This window comes from Corynebacterium sp. HMSC077D03 (assembly GCF_001808545.1).
Classification (GTDB): Bacteria; Actinomycetota; Actinomycetes; order Mycobacteriales; family Mycobacteriaceae; genus Corynebacterium; species Corynebacterium simulans.
The window spans coordinates 68,757-89,404 of the sequence record NZ_KV793706.1 but is presented as its reverse complement, the minus strand read 5'-3'; the positions used below and the strand labels follow the sequence as shown (position 1 = coordinate 89,404).

Here is a 20,648-nt window from a genome sequence, read left to right as displayed (position 1 = left end):
ATGAAAGGGATGAAATGTCCGGACACTCCAAATGGGCTACTACCAAGCACAAGAAGGCTGCTAACGATGCCAAGCGTGGCAAGGAATTTGCCAAGCTGATTAAGAACATCGAGGTCGCGGCCCGCACCGGTGGTGGCGATCCGGCTGCTAACCCGACTCTCGATGACATGATCAAGAAGGCCAAGAAGGCCTCCGTGCCGAACGATAACATCGAGCGCGCCCGTAAGCGCGGCTCCGGCGAAGAGGCCGGCGGTGCCGACTGGGAGACCATCATGTACGAGGGCTACGGCCCGAACGGTGTGGCAATGCTCATCGAGTGCCTTACCGATAACCGCAACCGTGCAGCCACCGATGTTCGCACCGCAATGTCCAAGAACGGCGGCAACCTCGGCGAGTCCGGTTCCGTTGCCTACATGTTCTCCCGCACCGGCATTGTTTTGGTCAACAAGGGCGAGCTGAGCGAGGATGACGTCCTGATGGCAGTTCTGGAAGCAGGCGCTGAAGAGGTCAACGACCTGGGCGAGAAGTTCGAGGTTGTCTGCCAGCCGGGCGATATCCCGGCAGTTAAGGAAGCCCTGGTTGAGGCTGGCATCGAGGTCGACGACAATGACACCGACTTCCGCGCATCCGTTGAGGTTCCGCTGGGTGCCGCTGACGCTCGCAAGATCTTCCGCCTCATCGACGCACTGGAAGAATCTGATGACGTGCAGAACGTCTACACCAACATGGATCTTTCTGAAGAGGTTCTGGCTGAGCTCGAGCAGGACTAGCATTTAGTCAGGCTCTGCTACTTCGCACCGCGCTTTATTCTCCGCCCTGCTTAGGCGATAAGGAGAAAAGGCGCGGTTGCTCGTTTTGGCCCCGCTCCATTTTTAGAACATGTGTGTGTATGATGTGGTTGGATCTTTTTCTTGAACTTCGCTCGGATTCCAAATTCAACTACCCACAGAAAGGCTTGCCGTGAACCTTGAAGGCTTGCGCGTCATGGGCATTGACCCAGGTCTTACCCGCTGTGGCCTTTCGGTGGTCCAGGCTGGGCGCGGCCGCGCGGTGATTCCCGTGGCAGTCGGTGTGGCACGTACGCCGAGCGATAAAGAGCTAACCGAGCGTCTGCTGCGTCTTTCGGTGGCAGTTAAAGAGTGGATGGATGATTACCGTCCCGATGTGGTCGCTATCGAGCGCGTCTTCGAACGCGGCGAGGTCTCCACCGTCATGCAGACCGCCCATGTGGTTGGCGTAGTGGTGCTTGCTGCTGCTGAGCGCAACATCCCAGTGCACATGTACACCCCGTCTGAGGTAAAGAAAGCCATCTCCGGCAATGGCCGCGCCGATAAGAAGCAGATGACGGTAATGATTACCCGTATCCTTGGCTTGAGTGAAGCACCCAAGCCTGCCGACGCCGCCGATGCCCTAGCGCTTGCCGTTTGTCACTGTTGGCGTGCACCCGCTTTGGCCCGCGTGGGGGAGAGCACCGGCTCTTGGCCTAAAACCAGCGGCGTGAAGGGCCGGGCCAATAAGCCGCGGACATCGTCTGGTACTTAGCCGCGGCGCTGGCCAGCATGACGCTATCTAGACTCGCACTGCTTTACTTACTGTTTCTTCGCTTTAGATTTCATCCCGTCAAATAAAGGAGCCCCACCCACATGATTGCCTCGCTACGCGGAACCGTGTTGACCATCGGCCTCGACCACGCTGTCATCGAATGCGCGGGCGTGGGGTATAAGTTTCTCGCCACCCCAGTAACTCTCGGAAGCCTGCGCCGCGGGGAGGAAGCCACCGTGCTTACCTCCATGGTGGTCAAGGAAGACTCCATGACTTTGTACGGTTTCGGCAACGATGAAGACCGCGAGATGTTCCACGTGCTGCAGTCCGTCTCCGGCTTGGGGCCAAAGCTGGCGGTAGCGGCGCTGTCCGTGATGGGAGCGGGGCAGTTGGCAGCGGCAATCTCTAGCGGTGATGCAAAGACATTGCAGTCTATTCCTGGAGTGGGCAAGCGCATGGCAGAACGCCTAGCGCTAGAGCTGAAGGACAAGGTCAGCGTCTTTGCCCCGCAAGCAGGGGCCGGCGAAGCTACAACGGGTACTTCCGCTGTGGCCAATGCACCGGTAGTCGAGCAGGTCGTGGAAGCGCTCGTTGGACTGGGCTTTAGCGATAAGGCGGCGCGGCCCGTCGTGGAATCTATTGTGGAGACAGATCCGGCAGCAGAGACTTCCACCGTCCTGCGCGGCGCACTGGCACAATTGGGACGCAAGAAGTAACTTTCGCAGTTCATATTCACTTTGAGCCTGAACCCCCGCCCGACTATCTAAATTAAGTGAGAATGCATGTCCGATGTAGAACGCACTGAGTTTCAGCTCCCTGAGGGGCTAGCTGACCCGAGCGTGCCGCAGCGCAACCTCGACGTTGACGCGAGCGAGCAGGTGGGTGAGCACGACATTGAGCGTTCCTTGCGTCCGAAGTCCATTGAGGAATTCATCGGCCAGCCCAAAGTGCGCGAACAGCTCTCACTGGTGTTGAAGGGTGCTAAGAACCGTGGGGTAACTCCAGACCACGTGTTGCTCTCGGGCCCGCCTGGCCTGGGTAAGACCACCATGGCGATGATCATTGCGCAGGAACTCGGCACGTCATTGCGCATGACCTCCGGCCCAGCGCTAGAGCGTGCCGGTGACCTGGCTGCCATGCTGTCTAATCTGATGGAGGGTGACGTCCTATTCATCGATGAGATCCACCGCATCGCACGTCCGGCAGAAGAAATGCTGTACATGGCGATGGAGGATTTCCGCATCGATGTCATTGTGGGCAAGGGCCCTGGTGCTACTTCCATCCCGTTAGAGATTCCGCCTTTTACCTTGGTGGGCGCTACCACCCGCGCCGGCATGCTAACCGGCCCGTTGCGTGACCGCTTTGGTTTCACTGCGCAGATGGAGTACTACGACACTGCTGATCTGACACGAGTAATCACCCGTGCGGCAAAGATTTTGGACGTTTCCATCGATGAAGATGCTGCCGTAGAGATCGGTTCTCGCTCGCGCGGTACGCCGCGTATTGCGAATCGCCTGCTGCGCCGCGTGCGTGACTTTGCCGAGGTCAACGGTGACGGCCACATTGACCTCGCCGCAGCGCAGGGCGCGCTGGCCGTCTTCGACGTCGATGAAAAAGGTCTGGACCGCCTCGACCGCGCGGTGCTGGAAGCACTCATCAAGGGCCACGGCGGCGGCCCGGTTGGTGTCAACACCCTCGCAGTAGCGGTGGGTGAGGAGCCTTCCACGGTGGAGGAAGTCTGCGAGCCGTACCTCGTGCGCGCCGGCATGGTTGCCCGCACTGGCCGGGGCCGCGTGGCTACCGCAGCCGCCTGGCGCCATATTGGATTGGAACCGCCCGAGGGTACGTTGGGCGAGACGCTGTTTTAGAAGCCGCGTCGCGGCGTTTTGGCAGCCGCTAGATGTGGGTTTCTGGCACACTGTCCTGTTATGGAATACGCATTTCTACTCGTTATCGCCCTCCTTATTATCCTGCCTAGCTTCATGACTATGCGGAAGCAGAAGGAGCACCAGAACAAGCTGCGCAACCTCCAGGAGAACCTGGCCCCGGGGCAGGAAGTTATTACTGCGGGCGGCATGCACGGCACCGTGGTTGCCACCACCGAAGGCGATGTGCAGCTACAGATTGCCCAAGGCGTTGTCGCAACCTTCGACAAGATGGCCATCGTGCGCACCGTTGAAGCCGAGCAGCCTGGCGAGGCCCGCGACGTCGACAATGCACGCGTTGCGGATGGGACCGCTGAGCCTGTTGAGTCAGTTGAGTCTGCTGAGGATTCGCAGCGTTAGCTGCTGGTGTAGCACTGGTCACACTCAGTGCTACAGCTGAGATCCCGTTGAGTTAATGGCCCGTCCATGACGTATCATGAGGGATCGTGCTCGTGCGCCAGTAAAACATTGGCCGCACGAATTATTCACTTTTAATTTGTTAAACCCTGTTTCTAGTTGCACAGGAGAACTTCTTGTCCGCAAAAAATCGTGGCGCATTGCGCAACAAAAACAGGCAATGGCCCAAGCGCGCCATGGCCTTGTTTGCGCTAATCGTCGTTGCTATTTACGCCCTTATTTTCCTAACCGGCCCGCGCGAGGCTTCGACGAAGCTCGGCATCGACTTGCAGGGCGGTACCCGCGTGACCCTCGTGCCGCAGGGAGAGGAACCGACGCCGGATCAGCTCAAGCAGGCACGCGACATCCTTGAACAGCGCGTCAACGGTATGGGCGTTTCTGGCTCCGAGGTGGTTATTAACGGATCCACCCTCGTTATCACCGTCCCTGGCGAGGACGCCTCCCAGGCACAGGCAGTGGGCCAGACCTCCCAGCTTCTGTTCCGCCCTGTTGCGCAGCAGACGATGCCGGATATGTCCAAGCTGGAAGACACCTTGCAGGATATGGCTAACCGCTGGGTGGAATACCGCGTTATCACCCCTGAGCAGGCCAATGAATCCCTGAAGAAGGTCAACGATGCAATCCAGCAGGGCGCAGAGCAGGCTGGCAACAAGGATGCTAAGAAATCCGAGGCACCGAAGGTCACCGCTAAGCCAAAGGAAGAGCCTTCCAACTCGCTTGAAAAGGCAGACTTCCGCGATGAGATGACTAAGATGCTGCTCAAGGACCGCCAGTCTGAAGACGCCACGACTATCTCCGCGGCTTCCGCACTGATGCGTTGCGACGCCGATACCGATCCGCTCGCCGGCACCGACGATCCAGCCAAGCAGTTCGTGGCTTGTGACTTTGCTGATAAGACGCCGTACATTCTGGCGCCGTCCCCGCTTCTCGAGGGCATTAAGGATCCAAACGGCACTCGCCTGACCGGTAACGAGATCGACACCAACAAGCCGATCGACGGTGGCCTGAACTCACAGACCGGCCAGATGGAAATCAGCTTCGCGTTCAAGGACGGCGATGGCCCGAACGGCTCCGAGACATGGTCCAAGCTGACCCAGGAGAACCTGCAGAAGCAGGTTGCCATCACCCTTGACTCCGCGGTTATCTCCGCACCTGTCATCCAGGGAGCAACCCCGGTTGGTTCTGCTACCTCCATCACCGGTGACTTCTCCCAGGAAGAAGCAAGTAGCCTGGCTAATAACCTGAAGTACGGCGCACTGCCGCTTTCCTTTACCGGTTCCAACGGCGAGCCTGGCGGCACCGTCGAGACTGTTCCGCCATCACTGGGCAAGGCAGCTTTGAAGGCGGGCCTTATCGCCGGCATCGTCGGCTTCCTCCTCGTGGCTGCATACTCCCTGTACTACTTCCGCGCACTTGCTGGCGTTTCCCTTATCACCCTGGTTGCCTCCGGCATCCTGACCTACGGCGCCCTGGTTCTGCTGGGCCGCTGGATTGGTTACTCCCTGGATCTTTCCGGCATCGCTGGTCTGGTCATCGGTGTGGGTGCCACGGCTGACTCCTTCGTGGTCTACTACGAACGCATCAAGGATGAGCTGCTCGAGGGCCGCTCCTTCCGTTCCGCCGCCACCAAGGCCTGGGAGCGCTCGCGTGCCACCATCGTCACAGGTAACGCCGTGACGCTCATCGGCGCCGTCATCGTCTACTTCCTCTCCATCGGTGAGGTTAAGGGCTTCGCCTTCACCATGGGCCTTACCACTGCCTTCGACTTGGTTGTTTCCTTCCTTGTCATGGCGCCGCTCATGCAGCTCATCGGCGGCAAGCCTGCGGCTGCGAAGCCCGCAATGAATGGTCTCGGCGGCATCTACGCGCTCGTCGAGGAGCGCCGCGCCCGCGGCTACTACGCAAAGACCCCGGCGGCAGGAAAATCCGATGCGTCCCGCCTGTCCGAGGAGGAGAAGTAAGCATGACCTCTAGCGTTAAGTCCCACAAAATTTCCAAGCTGGACCGCCTCTACGAGGACGAGGGCGGATTCGATTTCATTGGCCGTTCCAAGACCTGGTACGCCATCACCGCAGCCCTCGTGGTTGCTGCCATCCTGGCGATTGCCATCCGCGGCTTTAGCCTTTCCCTCGACTTCGAGGGCGGTACCAAGCTCAACATGCCTGCAGGCGACCTCGTGGCCGAGCAGGTAGGAGACACCTTCGAGGAAGCAACCGGCATCGAGCCGGAGATGGTGCAGATCGTCGGTGCTGGCGATTCCCGCACCTTGGAGATCACCACCGAGCGCCTATCCCAGGAGCAGGTCGACACCGCTCGCCAGGCCATCTTTGAAAAGTACGAGCCGAAGGATGAGTCCGGCGAGGCCACTCCGGATGCGATTGGCTCCTCCACGGTCTCTGAGTCCTGGGGTTCTTCCATCACCGAGCGCATGTTGCTGGCCATGCTCGTATTCTTGGTCGCCGCCACCATCTACGTGGCAGTGCGCTTGCAGCGCGACATGGCTTTCGCCGCCATTTTGGCGCTGATTCTCGACGGCGTGATCATCGCCGGCATTTACGCCTTGTTCGGCTTGGAGGTTTCCCCGGCCGTCATCATTGGTCTGCTGACCGTTCTGACCTTCTCCATCTATGACTCTGTCATCGTCTTCGACAAGGTCAACGAGAACACCGAAGGCTTCGAGGGGCAGCGCAAGCGCACCTACGGCGAGCTGGCCAACTTGGCTACGAACCAGACCGTCATGCGTTCGATTTCCACCTCGATCATCTCCGTGCTGCCAATCATCGCGCTGTTTGTTATCGCGGTCTGGCTCATGGGCATCGGCACTCTGCGCGATCTCGCGCTTATCCAGCTGATCGGCGTTATCGAGGGCATTTTCTCCTCGCTCTTCCTTGCTACTCCATTGCTGGTTACCTTGGCTAACCGCCGCAAGGCAGTAAAGAAGCACAATGCTGCCGTCAAGGCCTTCCGCGCCGAGCACGGCGAGGATGCCACCGAAGAAGACACAACAGAGGCAGCCAAGGGTTCGCGAACCGTGGCTTCGCCGCAGCGTGCGGCAACAGGCGAGAAGGCGGCGTCGCCAAGCACTGGCGAGAATGGCACCCCACGTAACCTGGATACGCCGGGCAGCGCTGGCGCAAGCTGGCGCCCGGGCCGTTAAGCACAACGGGGCGAAAAGGAGCGAGTACTACCGTGGTAAACACACCACAGAACGAGCGTCATTGGAGCAAGCGAGCTGCGATGGCGCTCCTCGCCGTTGTCGGGCTAAGCGCAACGGCGTGTTCGAATGGGGCAGGCGAGGATTCCGCTGGGCAAGCCAAGGATTCTGGCTCTCACTCCACGGACTATTTCGGTTACATGGTCAACACCCGTCTGGCCACCACCAATGCGGGAACGTCCTTTGGCAACGCTGCGAATGCGGCCCAGCTGTCGAGCCGCCTATACCCAGGCATCTACATGCCGGGCCCATCGGGGCAGATGATTCCAAACTCGGACTTGGTGCAGACCGAGGAGATACCGGCCAGCCCGGAGAACCCATATAAGCAGGTCAATTTCACCTTGTCGGAGCAGGCAACCTTCTCCGACGGCGTTCCGGTGACCTGCGATGACTACCTGTTGGCATATACCGCTGGCGTCATGCCAGCCGAGTTTGGTTCGCACATGCCGCTTACTAGCGAGATCGCGCATTTTGATTGCGCACCCAACGCGAAGAAGTTCACCATCACCTTCAACAAGGACCAAGGCGATAGGTGGCGTTACCTCTTTGGCCCGGGCACCGTCATGCCGGCGCATGCCGTGGCTAAGAAGGCCGGGATGAACCTAGAAGAGCTCAACGCGGCGCTGTCCACGCAGGATCCTGCGTCCTTACAACAGGTCGCCGAGACCTGGCGCTACGGTTTCTCCACGACAGCCGAGGACTTTGATCCCGCGCTGCAGGTTTCCTTTGGCCCCTTCGTCGTGGATAAGGTCGGGGAGTCCGGCGAGGTCATCCTGCGCGCCAATGAGGAATACTTTGGTGATCAGCCCTCTACTGACAGGGTTGTGGTGTGGCCAAATACCGCAGATGCTAAGGCGCTGCGGGAGTCTGGTAACCTGCGCGTCGTCGACGCAGGCTCCGCTAAGCCGAAGTGGCTGCCGGCCGCCGACGAGGAAAGCCCCTATGAGGTTGAGCCCACCGTCGGCGGGTTGACCGATGCGTTGACGCTGTCGCAGGCTGGCGTTTTTCAGGAGCCGTGGGCGCGTCAAGCCTTCGCGGCCTGCATCGACCAGTCCCGCCTGGCCAAGGTCAGTTCGGACATCTCCGGCGTGGACGTGCCGCCGGTCTACACACGCACCCTGCGTCACTCCGACCCGGTAGGCACACACCTTAGCGATATCGCGGATGCGCACAAGAAGGCGGACATGACCAAGGCCTCGGAACTTTCGGGCAATACCATCAAGATTGGCTACTTAGGCCCCGATGAGCGCTATGCCGCGATGGTGGAGGAAATTAAGTCCATGTGCGAGCCGGCCGGCATCACCATCGAGGACCAGTCCGCCGAGTACATGTCCCAGCATTACCTCGAGATGGATCCGGTTACATGGACGCCTACCATCGACGTCTTCTTGGGTCCTGTCGATCCAATGAGCGAGTACACCACGCCCGATGCCGATATCTCGAATCTGAAGGAGATTCGAGGCGCGGAGGAAAAGCTCTGGGAGGATGTGCCTTCCATTCCGGTGGCAGCACAGCCGCGCGTGTTCATCGTGGATCGCAACGTCAAGGGAGTAGTGCCTTACACTGGCAGCGCGGGCATTGGCTGGAACATGGACCGCTGGGCCGTGAGCGCTTCCGCGAGCTAGTGCGCAGACCTTTCCACTTAACACTGATTTTTAATAAGGATTTTTAGACCGTGAGTGAAGTTTATTCAGACGCTGCACGTGCACTGGCGGAAAAAGTCCGCCTAGTGAAGGACTTCCCGGAGGAGGGCATCCTCTTTGAGGATCTCACGCCCGTGCTAGCCGACGCCGATGCTTTCCAAGCCGTCGTCGATGGCCTTGCGCAGGCTTGTAAGGACCTGGGCGCCGACATGATCGGCGGCCTGGATGCCCGCGGATTCCTGCTGGGGTCAGCCGTGGCCTATAAGCTGGGCCTGGGAATTCTGGCCATCCGCAAGAAAGGCAAGCTGCCGCCACCAGTACTGACCCAGGAATACACCCTAGAGTACGGCTCCGCGGCGCTGGAGATTCCGGCCGATGGCGTGGACATCAAGGGCAAACGTGTCGTGCTTGTCGACGACGTGCTGGCAACCGGTGGCACCCTCTACGGCGCGAAGTTGCTTTTGGAGTCCGCGGGTGCGGAAGTTGCCGGAAACGTCGTGGTGCTAGAGGTCAATGGCTTAGCCGGCCGCGAGCGATTGGCAGATGTTCCGCTGGTAGTGCTCAATCAGGCGGGCGCGACCGGCTAGAATGATGTGGCTAAGGCCATACTAGGGCCATACTAGGCCAAACACATCACCCCCATGACCTATGAGGAGGGCGACGCCGTGACCACTGAGAAGTCGACAAAGCGCCCTAATGGCGGCATGCGCAGCATGTCCGCCCGTTTAGCGCGGTCTTTGACCGGCGGAAGGGTAAGGATCAACCCGGTTTTGGACCCACTTATGTCCATTCACCGGCAGTTTCACCCCAAGGCCGATGCAGAAGTGCTCAACAACGCTTATGACACTGCTGAGCGCCTCCACGAGGGGGTGTTCCGTAAGTCGGGGGAGCCGTACATTACGCATCCGCTGGCGGTGGCCACGATTGCCGCGGAGATCGGCATGGACACCACCACCATCGTTGCGGCGCTGCTGCATGACACGGTGGAAGATACCGACTACTCGTTGGATGACCTCACGCGCGACTTCGGCCCGGAGGTTGCCCGGCTTGTCGACGGCGTGACGAAGCTGGACAAGGTCGCCTTGGGCGCCGCCGCGGAGGCGGAGACGATCCGCAAGATGATCGTGGCCATGGCTACTGACCCGCGCGTGCTGGTTATCAAGGTCGCCGACCGCCTGCACAATATGCGCACCATGCGCTTTTTGCCGCCAGAGAAGCAGGCAAAGAAGGCGCGCCAGACCCTAGACGTCATCGCGCCGCTGGCGCACCGCCTCGGCATGGCGAACGTGAAGTGGGAGCTGGAAGACCTTTCCTTTGCCATCTTGTACCCGAAGAAGTACGACGAGATTGTACGCATGGTGGCAGATCGCGCGCCTTCGCGCGATCGCGCCCTTAAGGAGATCCAGAAGCAGGTTGGTGCGGCGCTGCGTGAAAACGGCATTCAGGCCGAGGTCATGGGCCGCCCGAAGCACTATTGGTCCATTTATCAGAAGATGATGGTCCGTGGCCGCGACTTTGCGGAGATCTTCGACCTCCTGGGCATCCGCATCTTGGTCGATGACGTCAACTCGTGCTACGCCGCCATCGGCGTGGTCCACGCGCTCTACCAAGCGCTGCCGGGCCGGTTTAAGGACTATATTTCCTCCCCGCGCTTCGGCGTCTACCAGTCGCTGCACACCACGGTGATTGCAGAAGGCGGCTCCACCCTGGAAGCTCAGGTGCGTACGCACGAGATGCATTACAACGCCGAGTTCGGTGTGGCCGCGCACTGGCGTTACAAGGAGAAAAAGGGCAAGAACGGCGCCGGCGATGCCGAAGTCGACCAGATGGCGTGGATGCGCCAGCTGCTGGATTGGCAGAAGGAAGCTGCAGACCCGAACGAGTTCTTAGACTCGCTGCGCTATGACCTGACCACCAAGCAGATCTTTGCTTTCACGCCCAAGGGCGATGTGGTGACTCTGCCAGCGGGGTCCACGCCGGTGGACTTTGCCTATGCCGTCCACACTGAGGTGGGGCACCGCTGCATCGGTGCGAAGGTCAACGGCAAGCTGGTGGCGTTGGAATCCCAGCTAAAGTCCGGCGACAAGGTAGAGATCTTTACCTCGAAGGATCAGAATGCCGGTCCTTCGCGTGATTGGCAGGAGTTCCTAGTATCGCCGCGCGCGAAGGCGAAGGTGCGCCAGTGGTTTGCCAAGGAGCGCCGCGAAGAGCACCTAGAGGCCGGCCGCGACGCTTTGGCCGCGGAAATCCAGCGCGGAGGCTTGCCGATGCACCGCCTGTTCACCGCATCCTCGATGCGCCAAGTGGCAGAGCAGTTGCACTTTGACGACGTCGATTCGCTCTACACGGCAATCGGCGCGGGCCACGTCTCGGCCCAGCACGTGGCTAACCAGTTGATGTCGCTCTTCGGCGACCAAGACGATGCCGCTGAGGCACTGGCGTCACGTACTTCGCTCACGGAGTTGGAGAACTCCCGTACTCAACGCACCACCGATTCCGAGAAGGGAACCGGCATCCTAGTGGAGGGTAGCCCCGACGTCATGGCTAAGCTGGCGCGCTGCTGCCAGCCCGTGCCTGGTGACGCCATCTTCGGATTCGTCACCCGTGGCGGCGGCGTTTCGGTTCACCGTGCAGATTGCACCAATGCCGAAAAGCTCAAGCAGGAACCAGAGCGCATGATGAAGGTGGAGTGGTCCTCCGGCAAGGGCGCCGCCGGCGAGTTTGCTGCGAGCGTCCAGCTCGAGGCCATCGACCGCCAGGGCCTGCTGGCTGAGCTGACCGGCGTGTTCAGTGAGCAGAAGCTCAACGTGTTGTCCATGAGCTCCAATCGCGGTGATGACCACATCGCCACGATGCGCTTTACCTTCTCCATCTCGGATACCAAGCAGCTGGGCCAGCTTATGACCACGCTGCGCAACACCGAGGGCGTCTTCGACGTCTACCGCGTAACGGCCTAGAAGGTAAAGCCCAGACCGTGACGGCGGGACGCCGTCACCCTCACCCAACCTAGGGTGAGGGTTTCTTAATGCCATATAGCTGGCGGTTTGCGGGCAGGTGAACTTTCCGGGCATGCCCGGTAAAACGCCAGGTAAAAGCATTTATGTGGGCTGCGAAGGTGCCTTAAAGCGACTATAAACAAGACGTTCGTACCTCTCTCATGAAACAGGAGAACTCGTGAAATTTCGTCGCTTTGGCCAGCTGCTCGCTGCCTCTACCGTTACTGCCGTCGCTCTCAGCGGAGCCCCTGCCTTCGCGCAGGACAACACCGTGACTATCTCCGTCAGCAACATCACTGACATCCACGGTCATTTGGAAAATGGCCTGCCCAAGGACAAGACCGTAAAGCCCGGCGATGAGATGGGCGCGGCTCTGCTGCAGTCGCTGATTAAGAAGGTCAACGAAGGCCAAGAATATGCGCTGACTTCCTCTGGCGATAACGTGGGCGGTTCTGCATATATCTCCGCCATCTCTGAGGATGAGTACACCATGGACGTTCTCAACGCGATGGGCCTCGATGCTACCGCAGTGGGCAACCACGAGTTTGATAAGGGCGTCGATGACTTGCGGGACCGTATCCAGCCGCACTCCGAATTCCCGATCCTGGGCGCAAACGTCCTGCAGAATGGCAAGCCGATTCTCGATGCTTCCATCGTCCAGGAAATCGGCGGCGTCAAGGTGGGTTTTGTTGGCACCGTTACCCAGAACACCGAGTTCAAGGTTGCCCCGGCAATGATTCCAGGCGTGACCTTCACCGACCCAGTTGAGGCCACCAATAAAGAGGCAAAGCACCTGAAGGAATCCGGCGAGGCTGACGTCGTCATCGCGCTCTTCCACGAGGACGCCCAGCAGTTCGCCGACGGATTCAGCACCGACGTTGATGCGCTCTTCGGCGGTGATACCCACGTGAAGACCCAGGGCGAGGTCGCCCGCGAGGGCGCCCTGCCGCTGCAGTGGGCGCAGGGCCACGAGTACGGCAAGCTGCTCAACGACCTGGATATCACCTTCGACACCAAGGCGAAGAAGGTCACCGACATCAAAATGAAGCAGTACGACGCGACGGACGCGGCTTCGCTTAGCGAGGATGCCGAAATCGCCGCGATCGTCGATGAAGCTGCGGCCAAGGCGGAGGAGCTCGGTGCTGACGTCGTGGGCACCATGCCAGAGGCGCTCTTCCGTGGCTCCGATGAGGGCAAGGGTTCGGGCTCCAACCGCGGCGTGGAATCCACCCTGAACAACTTCATCGCGCAGGCACAGCGCAAATCTGTGGCGAAGGCCGTGGGCAAGGAGATCGACCTGGGCGTCATGAACGCCGGTGGTGTGCGCGCGGACCTGCCTGCAGGCGAGGTCACCTACAAGGATGTCTTCACGGTGCAGCCATTCGGCAACGCCGTGGCTTACGGCAAGGTTTCCGGCGCTGACCTCATCAAGGCTCTGGAGAACCAGTGGCAGGAAGGCGCATCTCGTCCGCGCCTGGCCATGGGCCTTTCCGATAACGTGCAAGTGGTTTATGACCAGACCGGTGAGCACGGTAGCCGCATTAAGTCCGTGACCATCGACGGTGAGCAGGTCGACCCGAGCAAGGACTACACCATCGCGCTGTCCACCTTCCTCATCGGCGGCGGCGACGGCTACTTCGCTGAGGGCGCCATCAAGGATGTTGTGGACTTGGGCTACATGGACACTCAGGCCATGATTGATTACATCAAGGCTGGCAAGCCAGCCGCTCGTGAGGGTCAGGGCCAGATTGGCGCTCACATCACCGGCGAGGTTAAGCCGGGCAATGAGATCACCGTGGAGCTGTCCTCCCTCAACTACACCTCTGAGGGCGAGCCGATGGCAAAGACCGCCACGGTCAAGCTGGGGGATGAGACCGCCACTGCGGATATCGACAACGCGAAGCAGGACGGTGACGACCAGTTCGGTGAGCGCGGCCGCGCGACGCTGAAGCTTAACGTGCCGGCGGACTTCACTTGCGATACCCCGCTCGAAATCACCACCGACGCTGGCACTGAGGCAACGCTGCCGCTTGACGACGCCACCTGCAGCGCCGAGCCGGGCAAGGGCGATACTACCGACAGCTCCTCGCTGAGCTCCCTGTCCTCCCTGGACTCCGGTTCTTCCAAGGGCCTGGGCATTGCCGCGGGCGTCATCGCTGCCATCGTGGGCATCATCGGTGTGGTGGGCATGAACATGCACATGCTGCCGGCGCCGGTGCGTGCTTTCATTGAGAACCTGCGCAAGCAGTTCAACATATAAGCACTGCAGTCTAAAGCAAGGCACCGTGGAATCTTCTCCACGGTGCCTTTGTCTATCCAAGCTCCGTGAAGGAAAAGCGTGGTAGTAGAGTAGTTTGACGTGGATATTGTGGATTTGATCGGGCGTGAGTCGGTATATCAATTAGGCATTGAGCCACACCGAATCCCCGTGGTCTTACTTGCCACCATCGGTATCTACTTGGCCTTTATGATTCTGGTCAAGCTCTTTGGCACCCGCGTGCTGACGTCGATGACTGCCTCCGATGCGGTCATCATCATTATGTTCGGTGCCGTGGCCGGCCGTGTCATCGTGGGTAATCCACCTACCCTTGCCGCCGGCGTCATCGGCCTTCTAACGCTCATGGTTTTAGAGGCTGCCTTCGGCACCATCCGCCGCTACATCGGCTGGTCCCGCTACCTAGACCGCCGTCCCGTGCTGTTGGTCTATAACGGCGAGCTGCTCGAAGACAACATGCACTTTGCCCACATCACCGTCAGCGACGTAAATTCCGCAACCCGCAAAGCCGGACTCGGCCGCCGCGGCGACATTCAGATGATGATCCTCGAACCCACCGGCCAAATTTCCGTCATCAAAATCGGCCAATTCGTTGACCCGGACCTCTTCCGCGACATCCTCGGCGCTGAGCTCATCGAGGGCATGGACGACAAACCAGGGGAGAAGTAGCTGTGCATTGGGCTGTTCGTAATGCCAAGCTACCTGGAAAGCTCTGATAAAAGCTCCGGACTTCTGACAACTTAATCTTTTTCGAATATTCTTTCTTCTGATGAGCGACACTAATGAGGAAGAACCCCCTAACACGCAGATGGCGGAGCCAATGACACCGAAGAGTCAGGATCGATCGCTGAAGACTCGAGACAGGCTTATAGGGTGGTCTGTTTCCTTGCCTGGCGCACTTTGCATATTGCTCGTCATTGTTATCATCGGAGTTGCTGCAGCATTCCTTCTGACTTGGTGGCTTACGGGTGACGAGTGGAAAGATGTAATTTTAAAGCTCGTGAATTACCGTGGGGCGATTCCGAACGCAATTGTTGCTGTTGTAGGTCTCGTAATCGCCTGGCGTTCGTTCAAGCAAAAACAAAGTTCAGATAGGCGCGATGCCTACTACAACAGAATCGAGTGGGCAATGAATCTAACTCTTGATAGCGACGAAAGAAAACGTCGAGCAGGATGGCAGTTGTTGCCAACGCTCGTGACAATGTCTGATCGCTCCGATGAAGACGAGACGTTTGTCCAAGCAATATCGGAATACATCAAGGAGAATTATGAGAATGGTGTAGAGCGTGAGCACTCGACGACGGAATCTAGTGAGGAAGCGTAAACGCCTCAATCTTTACCCAGGAAAAAGGGTGGATTACGCTGTATCAGCGATGTAAGGTTAAGGGCACCGAAAGAGGAGGGACGTGCCATGACGATTGCAGATAGGTCTGCTCAGAATTCTCAGGCGATTTCTGACGAAGAGTTTGAAGCGCTGGAAGAGGCACATTTCTTCATGAAGGCATACATGCAGCGTTTGAATGAGCCACGTAACCTTCCCTGGTGGGAGAAAGTCTTGGGCGTGTTCGGTATTCGACGAATTGTGCGCTAGCAGAGCTTTATTGAGGAGCACTCAAATAGGAATTCCCTCGATGCCGTTGTTTGCATCGAGGGTTTAGTTTTGCGCGTGATGCGTTCTCTGGCATCGGTGCTTAGCTGAAACCGTCCGGTGCATCACTGAAACCACAGCAGGTCAGGCATAAGAAAACCGCCCACCAAATGGTGAGCGGTTGTTCTAGATCTTCGGATCGAGTTTAGAAGATCTTGAAGTACTTGTTGACGAAGCCGAACAGTGCGCCGAGGGCGGTGATGACTGCGGTGGCAACGCCGATCCACTCCTTGACGTCCTTTGCCGTGAAATCGTCGGAGGAAGAGGAAGAGGAACCTTCCTTTTCAGGGGTCTTGGTCTCCGTAGGGGTTTGAGTAGTAGTAGGAGCAGCCGTTGTGGTAGTGGAAGTAGTTGCGGCTGGGGTTGCAGCCATAGCAGCGCCAGCGCCGCCGAAGGAGATGGTAGCGGCTGCAGCAGCTGCAACCAGTGCCTTGCGGGAGAAGAACTTCATGTGTTCAATCCTTAAGAGTTTGGGAATTTCAAAGACCCCACGAATGTTAGTTCCGGCCCTGAAGATATGCAACCGAAAAAGCGAAAAAGTTCATCCTGTGAAGTATCTGTAGGTATGTTGTGTGCAGGAGAAATAGGAAAAATGCACTAGATGATAGAGCCTATTTTGTGAAAAGGCCTGCGCACGCATAAGAAAATCTCAGCTACCTCTGAAAAAGGTGCATGTAAGACGAAGCCCCCTGGGCATACCCATCAGGGGTGCCCAGGGGGAGACGAAAGGACATCTATTTGTCGGCGCTTAGGCTTCGACAGACGCCTTCTTGATCTTGATTTCCTCGGCCGGCTTGCCGTCGGAGGCACCGCCTTCGACGCCGATCTTGGCGATCTTGTCCATGGTCTCCTGGCCCTTGTCGGTCAGGTCGCCGAAGTAGGTGTACTCAGGCGTGAGCATGGAGTCGGCGTAGTTGACGAAGAACTGGGAGCCATTGGTGTCCACGCCGGAGTTGGCCAGGGCGATGGAGCCTTTCGGGTAGGTCACCGGGTTCTTGGTGTCAGCTTCATCAGTCTCGTCGGTTGGGTACTCGTTGGCGAATCTAAAACCAGGGCCGCCGGAGCCGGTGCCGGTTGGGTCACCGCACTGCAGGACGCTCAAGACGCCGGAGGTCATGCGGTGGCAGATGGTGTCGTCATAGTAGCCCTGATCCGCCAGGTCCGAAATTGCGTTGACGGCACACGGAGCCTTAGCGCGGTCGAGCTCCATTTCGATGTCGCCCTTGTTGGTAGCGAAGTTAACCTTCACCGTTCCCTTGGTGGAGACATCCTTGCCGTCCGGAACCTTCGCACCGTTGGCATCCTGGCCGTCCTTTTCGTAGGTGCACTGCACGCTCGCAGGCAGTGCCTCAGCACGCTTGCCGGACAGTGGCTTGGCATCCGGGGTGTCCTGAGCAGTGGTCTCTGCGGCGCTGGATTCTTCGGCCACGACCTTCTCATCGGAATTATCGCGGGTGGCGAAGAAGTAGATGCCGCCGACCAAGGCGAGGATAACTACGAGCGAGGCCGCGACGACGCCCAGAGGGCGGGTCTTTTCCTTGCGGTCACGGGCCTTGAGCTCACGGTCGAGCTGGTTTAGCGCTTCTTCGCCACGCTGTTTGTTGTTGGGCATTTAATGGTCCTTTGGCGATGGATTTCGAGTTAAACGCTAGCTTCTAAGCCAGTGGGCTCGAGCTATACCTGACAGAGTCTAGCCCGTCTGGTCCAACGGATCGTATTTGCCCGTCGTGGCACGACGGGAGATCCTTCAGTAGGGTGGGGCGCCATGGCTCACGTTAAATTCAATGGAAACGAAACCGAAATCGCCGGAAACCTACCTGAGGTAGGGCAGAAGCTGCCAGAGTTCACGCTCGTCGGCACCGATCTTTCCGAGGTAACCAACCAGGACTTCGAGGGCAAGCGCCTGGTTATCTCCTTGTTCCCTTCCGTAGACACCGGCGTGTGTGCAGCGCAGCTGCGTTCCTTCAACGAGAAGGCTGCCGGCCTAGACAACACCGTCGTGTTGTCCGTGTCCCGTGACCTGCCATTCGCGCAGGAGCGCTTCTGTGCAGCAGAGGGCATCGAGAACGTCGTTAGCGCTTCCGATTTCCGCTCTGACTTCGGCGAGAAGCTGGGCATTACCCTGCAGGGCTCCCCACTGAAGGGCCTGCTGGCTCGCTCCGTTGTTGTCACCGATGAAGAGCACAAGGTCATCTACACCGAGCTCGTTGATGAAGTCACCACCGAGCCGAACTACGACGCCGCGATCGAGGCATTGGGCAAGTAATTCGGCGAGTAAAAGCTCACTAAATCTCATCTAGCGCCTGGCCCCACTGCATTGGGGCGGGCGCTAGACTGCGTTTTATGACTTTGAGCGTTTTAGGTTTCGCAGCTGGGCCCTACAAGACCAATACCTATGTGGTGGCCAATGGCTCCCGTGCTTTCGTGGTTGACCCAGGCATGCACGCGATGCAACGTGTTCTCGACTTGGGTAAAGAGCATGGCCTTAACTTCGAAGCTATCGTCTTGACCCATGGCCACCTCGACCACACCCGCGAGGCAGGTGACCTTGCCAAGCAGCTCAACCTTCCGGTGTACATCCACCCCAAGGACGCGTTCATGCTTGTTGACGGTTCCGGGGTCTCACCGGAATCGCAGCTGCTTTTCGACGCCGCGAATATGCTCGCCATCGACGATCTTCGCGAGCTCCACGGCGGCAAGCCCTTGGAACTCATCGGCTATGAGTTCCGGATCGAGCATGCCCCGGGGCATTCGCCGGGCTCCGTCCTTATTATTGCCGAGGAATTCGTGCTTTCCGGCGACGTCCTCTTTAAAGGCTCCATCGGGCGCACCGACTTGGAGCACTCTGACCCAAGCGCGATGCAGCTCTCGCTTGCCGGGCCTGTCTGGAGGCTTGATGACAAGCTCGCTGTCCTGCCCGGACACGGCGCAACCACCACGATGGGCGCCGAAAGGGCAACTAATCCATTCTTGGCCACGCTACGGGATGTACTCTGATACGCGTGAGTGATAAGAAGCAGTTTAAGGCCCTGTCCGCTCCCAAGGGAGTCCCGGACTACATTCCGCCGCAATCGGCGACCTTCTACAAGGTGCGTGAGAACCTGGTCCATCAGGCTCATCTCTCCGGCTTCCAGCACATCGAGCTTCCGATCTTCGAAGACACCACGCTTTTCGCGCGTGGTGTTGGTGAATCCACCGATGTGGTCTCCAAGGAGATGTACACCTTCGCAGACCGCGGCGACCGCTCGGTAACCCTGCGCCCAGAAGGTACCGCAGGCGTTATGCGTTCTGTCATCGAGCACAACCTTGACCGCGGCCAACTGCCGGTCAAGCTCAACTACTTCGGACCTTTCTTCCGCTACGAGCGCCCGCAGGCTGGCCGCTACCGCCAGCTTCAGCAGGTCGGCGTCGAGGCCATCGGCGTTGACGATCCCGCGCTCGACGCCGAGGTCATCGCCCTGGCAGATCGCTCCTTCCGTTCCCTCGGGTTGAGCCAATTCCGTCTCGAGCTGACCAGCTTGGGTGACCAGAACTGCCGCCCGGCTTACCGCGAGAAGCTGCAGGAGTTCCTGTTCAAGCTCGACTTGGATGAGGAAACCCGCAAGCGTGCGGAGATCAACCCGCTGCGTGTCCTCGATGACAAGCGTCCTGAGGTCCAGGAGCAGCTTTCCGACGCCCCGCTGATGCTCGATCACCTAAACGACGAGTGCCGTGAGCACTTCGAGACGGTCACCGGCCTCCTCGATGACATGGGCATCGAGTACACCATCAATCCGCGCATGGTTCGTGGCTTGGATTACTACACCAAAACCTGTTTCGAGTTCGTGCACCCGCTGCTTGGCGCGCAGTCCGGCATCGGTGGCGGCGGTCGCTACGACGGCCTGATGTCTCAGCTGGGAGGCCAGGAGCTTTCCGGCATCGGCTACGGCCTCGGCGTCGACCGCACCGTCTTGGCTCTGGAGGCTGAGGGCATCCAGCTCGACGGCGTCGACCAGCGCGTTGAGGTCTTCGGCGTGGCACTGGGCGCCGATGCTAAGCGCCGCATGGCAGGCATTGTCAACGACCTGCGCAACGCCGGCATCTCCGCTGACATGTCCTTCGGAGACCGCGGTCTTAAGGGCGCTATGAAGGGCGCGGATCGTGCCGGCGCTCGTTTCGCGCTTGTTCTGGGCGAGCAGGAGCTTGAAAACGGCGTCGTGGCGGTCAAGGACCTTGCCGCGCATGAGCAAAGCGACGTCGCCATTGACGCGCTCGTTGAGCACCTGCGCGGCCAGCTGAATTAAGCCAACGACGTCAAAGGGCATCTCGCTGAGATGCCAAAGGCGCTTTCCTTCCCACATATCGGTTGGGGAGTGAAGGCGCCTTTTGTTTTGCTACTATGCGTTCGCCATGCCGCTTTTGATGCCTGCCAAGTAGATGCGCAGCATACGTTTTTGGATATCGGGCACGTAGTTCTCCACGTGCACCTTCCTGGGGCGCACCAGCGTTAAGATTCCCACCACGAAGTCGAGGTGCCCCACGCCGGGGCCAATTACTCCGTGCTGCTTTCCGAGCTCGATGAATCTTTCGCCGTTTTCCTGCAACGCGTCGCGCTTCAACTTCAAATCTTCCGGCAGGGTATCTAAGTCCTCCGGCACGAAGGAGGGGATGAGGCTGGTCAAACCCATGTCCGTGAGCTCGAGAGCATAGTCCAGGACGAAGTTTTCCGCGTCCGAAGGATCGGATTCGAAGCCTTTAATCAAGCGACTTTGGAAGACCAGAAAATCATCGCTCATGTGTTCCGCGCACGCGTGAATCAACCCTTCACGGTCCGGGAAGTTGCGGTAGAGCGTGGCGACGCCCACGCCTGCTTCCTGGGCAATCTTTTCAAGGGAGACCGAGTTGCCATGGCGTTTAAACATGGCGCATGCCGCCTCGATGATGGCTATTCGGCGGCGTAACGCATCGGCTCGCATGGAGGTAGATATCGCTTTCTAGGTTAGAGTCTG

General features: G+C 59.0%; 20 protein-coding genes. 17 read left to right on the top strand and 3 right to left on the bottom strand.

What is annotated here, in order from left to right; translation table 11 throughout:
* Positions 1-14: 14 nt before the first annotated feature.
* The 14 genes from HMPREF2888_RS10845 (at position 15) to HMPREF2888_RS10780 (ending at position 15,603) form a co-directional block, all read left to right on the top strand.
* A complete protein-coding gene (locus tag HMPREF2888_RS10845; protein ID WP_061922812.1) occupies positions 15-770 on the top strand; it encodes a YebC/PmpR family DNA-binding transcriptional regulator in 756 nt (251 codons plus the stop codon).
* A 190-nt stretch (positions 771-960) separates the two neighbouring features.
* The gene (gene ruvC, locus HMPREF2888_RS10840) at positions 961-1,542 is read left to right on the top strand and encodes a crossover junction endodeoxyribonuclease RuvC (protein WP_061922809.1); all 582 of its coding nucleotides are present in this window, start codon (positions 961-963) and stop codon (positions 1,540-1,542) included.
* A 101-nt stretch (positions 1,543-1,643) separates the two neighbouring features.
* Positions 1,644-2,258, top strand: a complete 615-nt coding sequence (gene ruvA / locus HMPREF2888_RS10835) for a Holliday junction branch migration protein RuvA (RefSeq protein ID WP_061922806.1) — start codon at positions 1,644-1,646, stop codon at positions 2,256-2,258.
* Positions 2,259-2,324: 66 nt separating this feature from the next.
* Positions 2,325-3,410, top strand: a complete 1,086-nt coding sequence (gene ruvB / locus HMPREF2888_RS10830; protein WP_061922803.1) for a Holliday junction branch migration DNA helicase RuvB — start codon at positions 2,325-2,327, stop codon at positions 3,408-3,410.
* 60 nt (positions 3,411-3,470) lie between these two features.
* Complete coding sequence (yajC, locus tag HMPREF2888_RS10825; RefSeq protein ID WP_070433166.1) at positions 3,471-3,827, top strand: preprotein translocase subunit YajC; 357 nt, start codon at positions 3,471-3,473, stop codon at positions 3,825-3,827.
* A gap of 233 nt (positions 3,828-4,060) precedes the next feature.
* Entirely contained in the window at positions 4,061-5,845 is a 1,785-nt protein-coding gene (gene secD, locus HMPREF2888_RS10820) for a protein translocase subunit SecD (RefSeq protein ID WP_201040720.1), read from the top strand.
* A 2-nt stretch (positions 5,846-5,847) separates the two neighbouring features.
* Positions 5,848-7,041, top strand: coding sequence for a protein translocase subunit SecF (secF, locus tag HMPREF2888_RS10815; RefSeq protein ID WP_061922797.1), 1,194 nt, complete (start codon positions 5,848-5,850; stop codon positions 7,039-7,041).
* Positions 7,042-7,073: 32 nt separating this feature from the next.
* The gene (locus HMPREF2888_RS10810) at positions 7,074-8,723 is read left to right on the top strand and encodes an ABC transporter substrate-binding protein (protein ID WP_246815070.1); all 1,650 of its coding nucleotides are present in this window, start codon (positions 7,074-7,076) and stop codon (positions 8,721-8,723) included.
* 50 nt (positions 8,724-8,773) lie between these two features.
* Positions 8,774-9,328, top strand: a complete 555-nt coding sequence (locus HMPREF2888_RS10805) for an adenine phosphoribosyltransferase (RefSeq protein ID WP_062038815.1) — start codon at positions 8,774-8,776, stop codon at positions 9,326-9,328.
* Between the two features lie 54 nt (positions 9,329-9,382).
* Positions 9,383-11,698: a RelA/SpoT family protein gene (locus HMPREF2888_RS10800; RefSeq protein WP_371326273.1), complete on the top strand. Its 2,316-nt coding sequence runs from the start codon at positions 9,383-9,385 to the stop codon at positions 11,696-11,698.
* A gap of 217 nt (positions 11,699-11,915) precedes the next feature.
* Complete coding sequence (locus tag HMPREF2888_RS10795; RefSeq protein WP_070518778.1) at positions 11,916-13,997, top strand: bifunctional metallophosphatase/5'-nucleotidase; 2,082 nt, start codon at positions 11,916-11,918, stop codon at positions 13,995-13,997.
* Positions 13,998-14,096: 99 nt separating this feature from the next.
* Entirely contained in the window at positions 14,097-14,681 is a 585-nt protein-coding gene (locus HMPREF2888_RS10790; protein ID WP_070518777.1) for a DUF421 domain-containing protein, read from the top strand.
* 100 nt (positions 14,682-14,781) lie between these two features.
* Positions 14,782-15,336, top strand: coding sequence for a hypothetical protein (locus tag HMPREF2888_RS10785; protein ID WP_141741049.1), 555 nt, complete (start codon positions 14,782-14,784; stop codon positions 15,334-15,336).
* An 87-nt stretch (positions 15,337-15,423) separates the two neighbouring features.
* Entirely contained in the window at positions 15,424-15,603 is a 180-nt protein-coding gene (locus tag HMPREF2888_RS10780) for a hypothetical protein (RefSeq protein ID WP_061922781.1), read from the top strand.
* A gap of 202 nt (positions 15,604-15,805) precedes the next feature.
* On the opposite strand, the gene HMPREF2888_RS10775 is transcribed toward HMPREF2888_RS10780, so the two are convergent.
* Both HMPREF2888_RS10775 and HMPREF2888_RS10770 read right to left on the bottom strand, forming a co-directional pair.
* Entirely contained in the window at positions 15,806-16,111 is a 306-nt protein-coding gene (locus HMPREF2888_RS10775) for a hypothetical protein (protein ID WP_061922779.1), read from the bottom strand.
* 297 nt (positions 16,112-16,408) lie between these two features.
* Entirely contained in the window at positions 16,409-17,272 is an 864-nt protein-coding gene (locus HMPREF2888_RS10770; RefSeq protein ID WP_070456568.1) for a peptidylprolyl isomerase, read from the bottom strand.
* 153 nt (positions 17,273-17,425) lie between these two features.
* Here HMPREF2888_RS10770 and tpx point away from each other — a divergent pair, with 153 nt between their 5' ends.
* The 3 genes from tpx to hisS all read left to right on the top strand — a co-directional run bounded on the left by tpx (position 17,426) and on the right by hisS (position 19,943).
* Positions 17,426-17,926 (top strand): thiol peroxidase, encoded by a 501-nt coding sequence (tpx, locus tag HMPREF2888_RS10765; RefSeq protein WP_061922775.1) that lies wholly within the window; start codon positions 17,426-17,428, stop codon positions 17,924-17,926.
* 77 nt (positions 17,927-18,003) lie between these two features.
* A complete protein-coding gene (locus tag HMPREF2888_RS10760; protein WP_070518776.1) occupies positions 18,004-18,657 on the top strand; it encodes an MBL fold metallo-hydrolase in 654 nt (217 codons plus the stop codon).
* 5 nt (positions 18,658-18,662) lie between these two features.
* Positions 18,663-19,943, top strand: coding sequence for a histidine--tRNA ligase (gene hisS, locus HMPREF2888_RS10755; RefSeq protein ID WP_070518775.1), 1,281 nt, complete (start codon positions 18,663-18,665; stop codon positions 19,941-19,943).
* A 93-nt stretch (positions 19,944-20,036) separates the two neighbouring features.
* On the opposite strand, the gene HMPREF2888_RS10750 is transcribed toward hisS, so the two are convergent.
* A complete protein-coding gene (locus HMPREF2888_RS10750; RefSeq protein WP_070518774.1) occupies positions 20,037-20,615 on the bottom strand; it encodes a TetR/AcrR family transcriptional regulator in 579 nt (192 codons plus the stop codon).
* Positions 20,616-20,648: the final 33 nt, after the last annotated feature.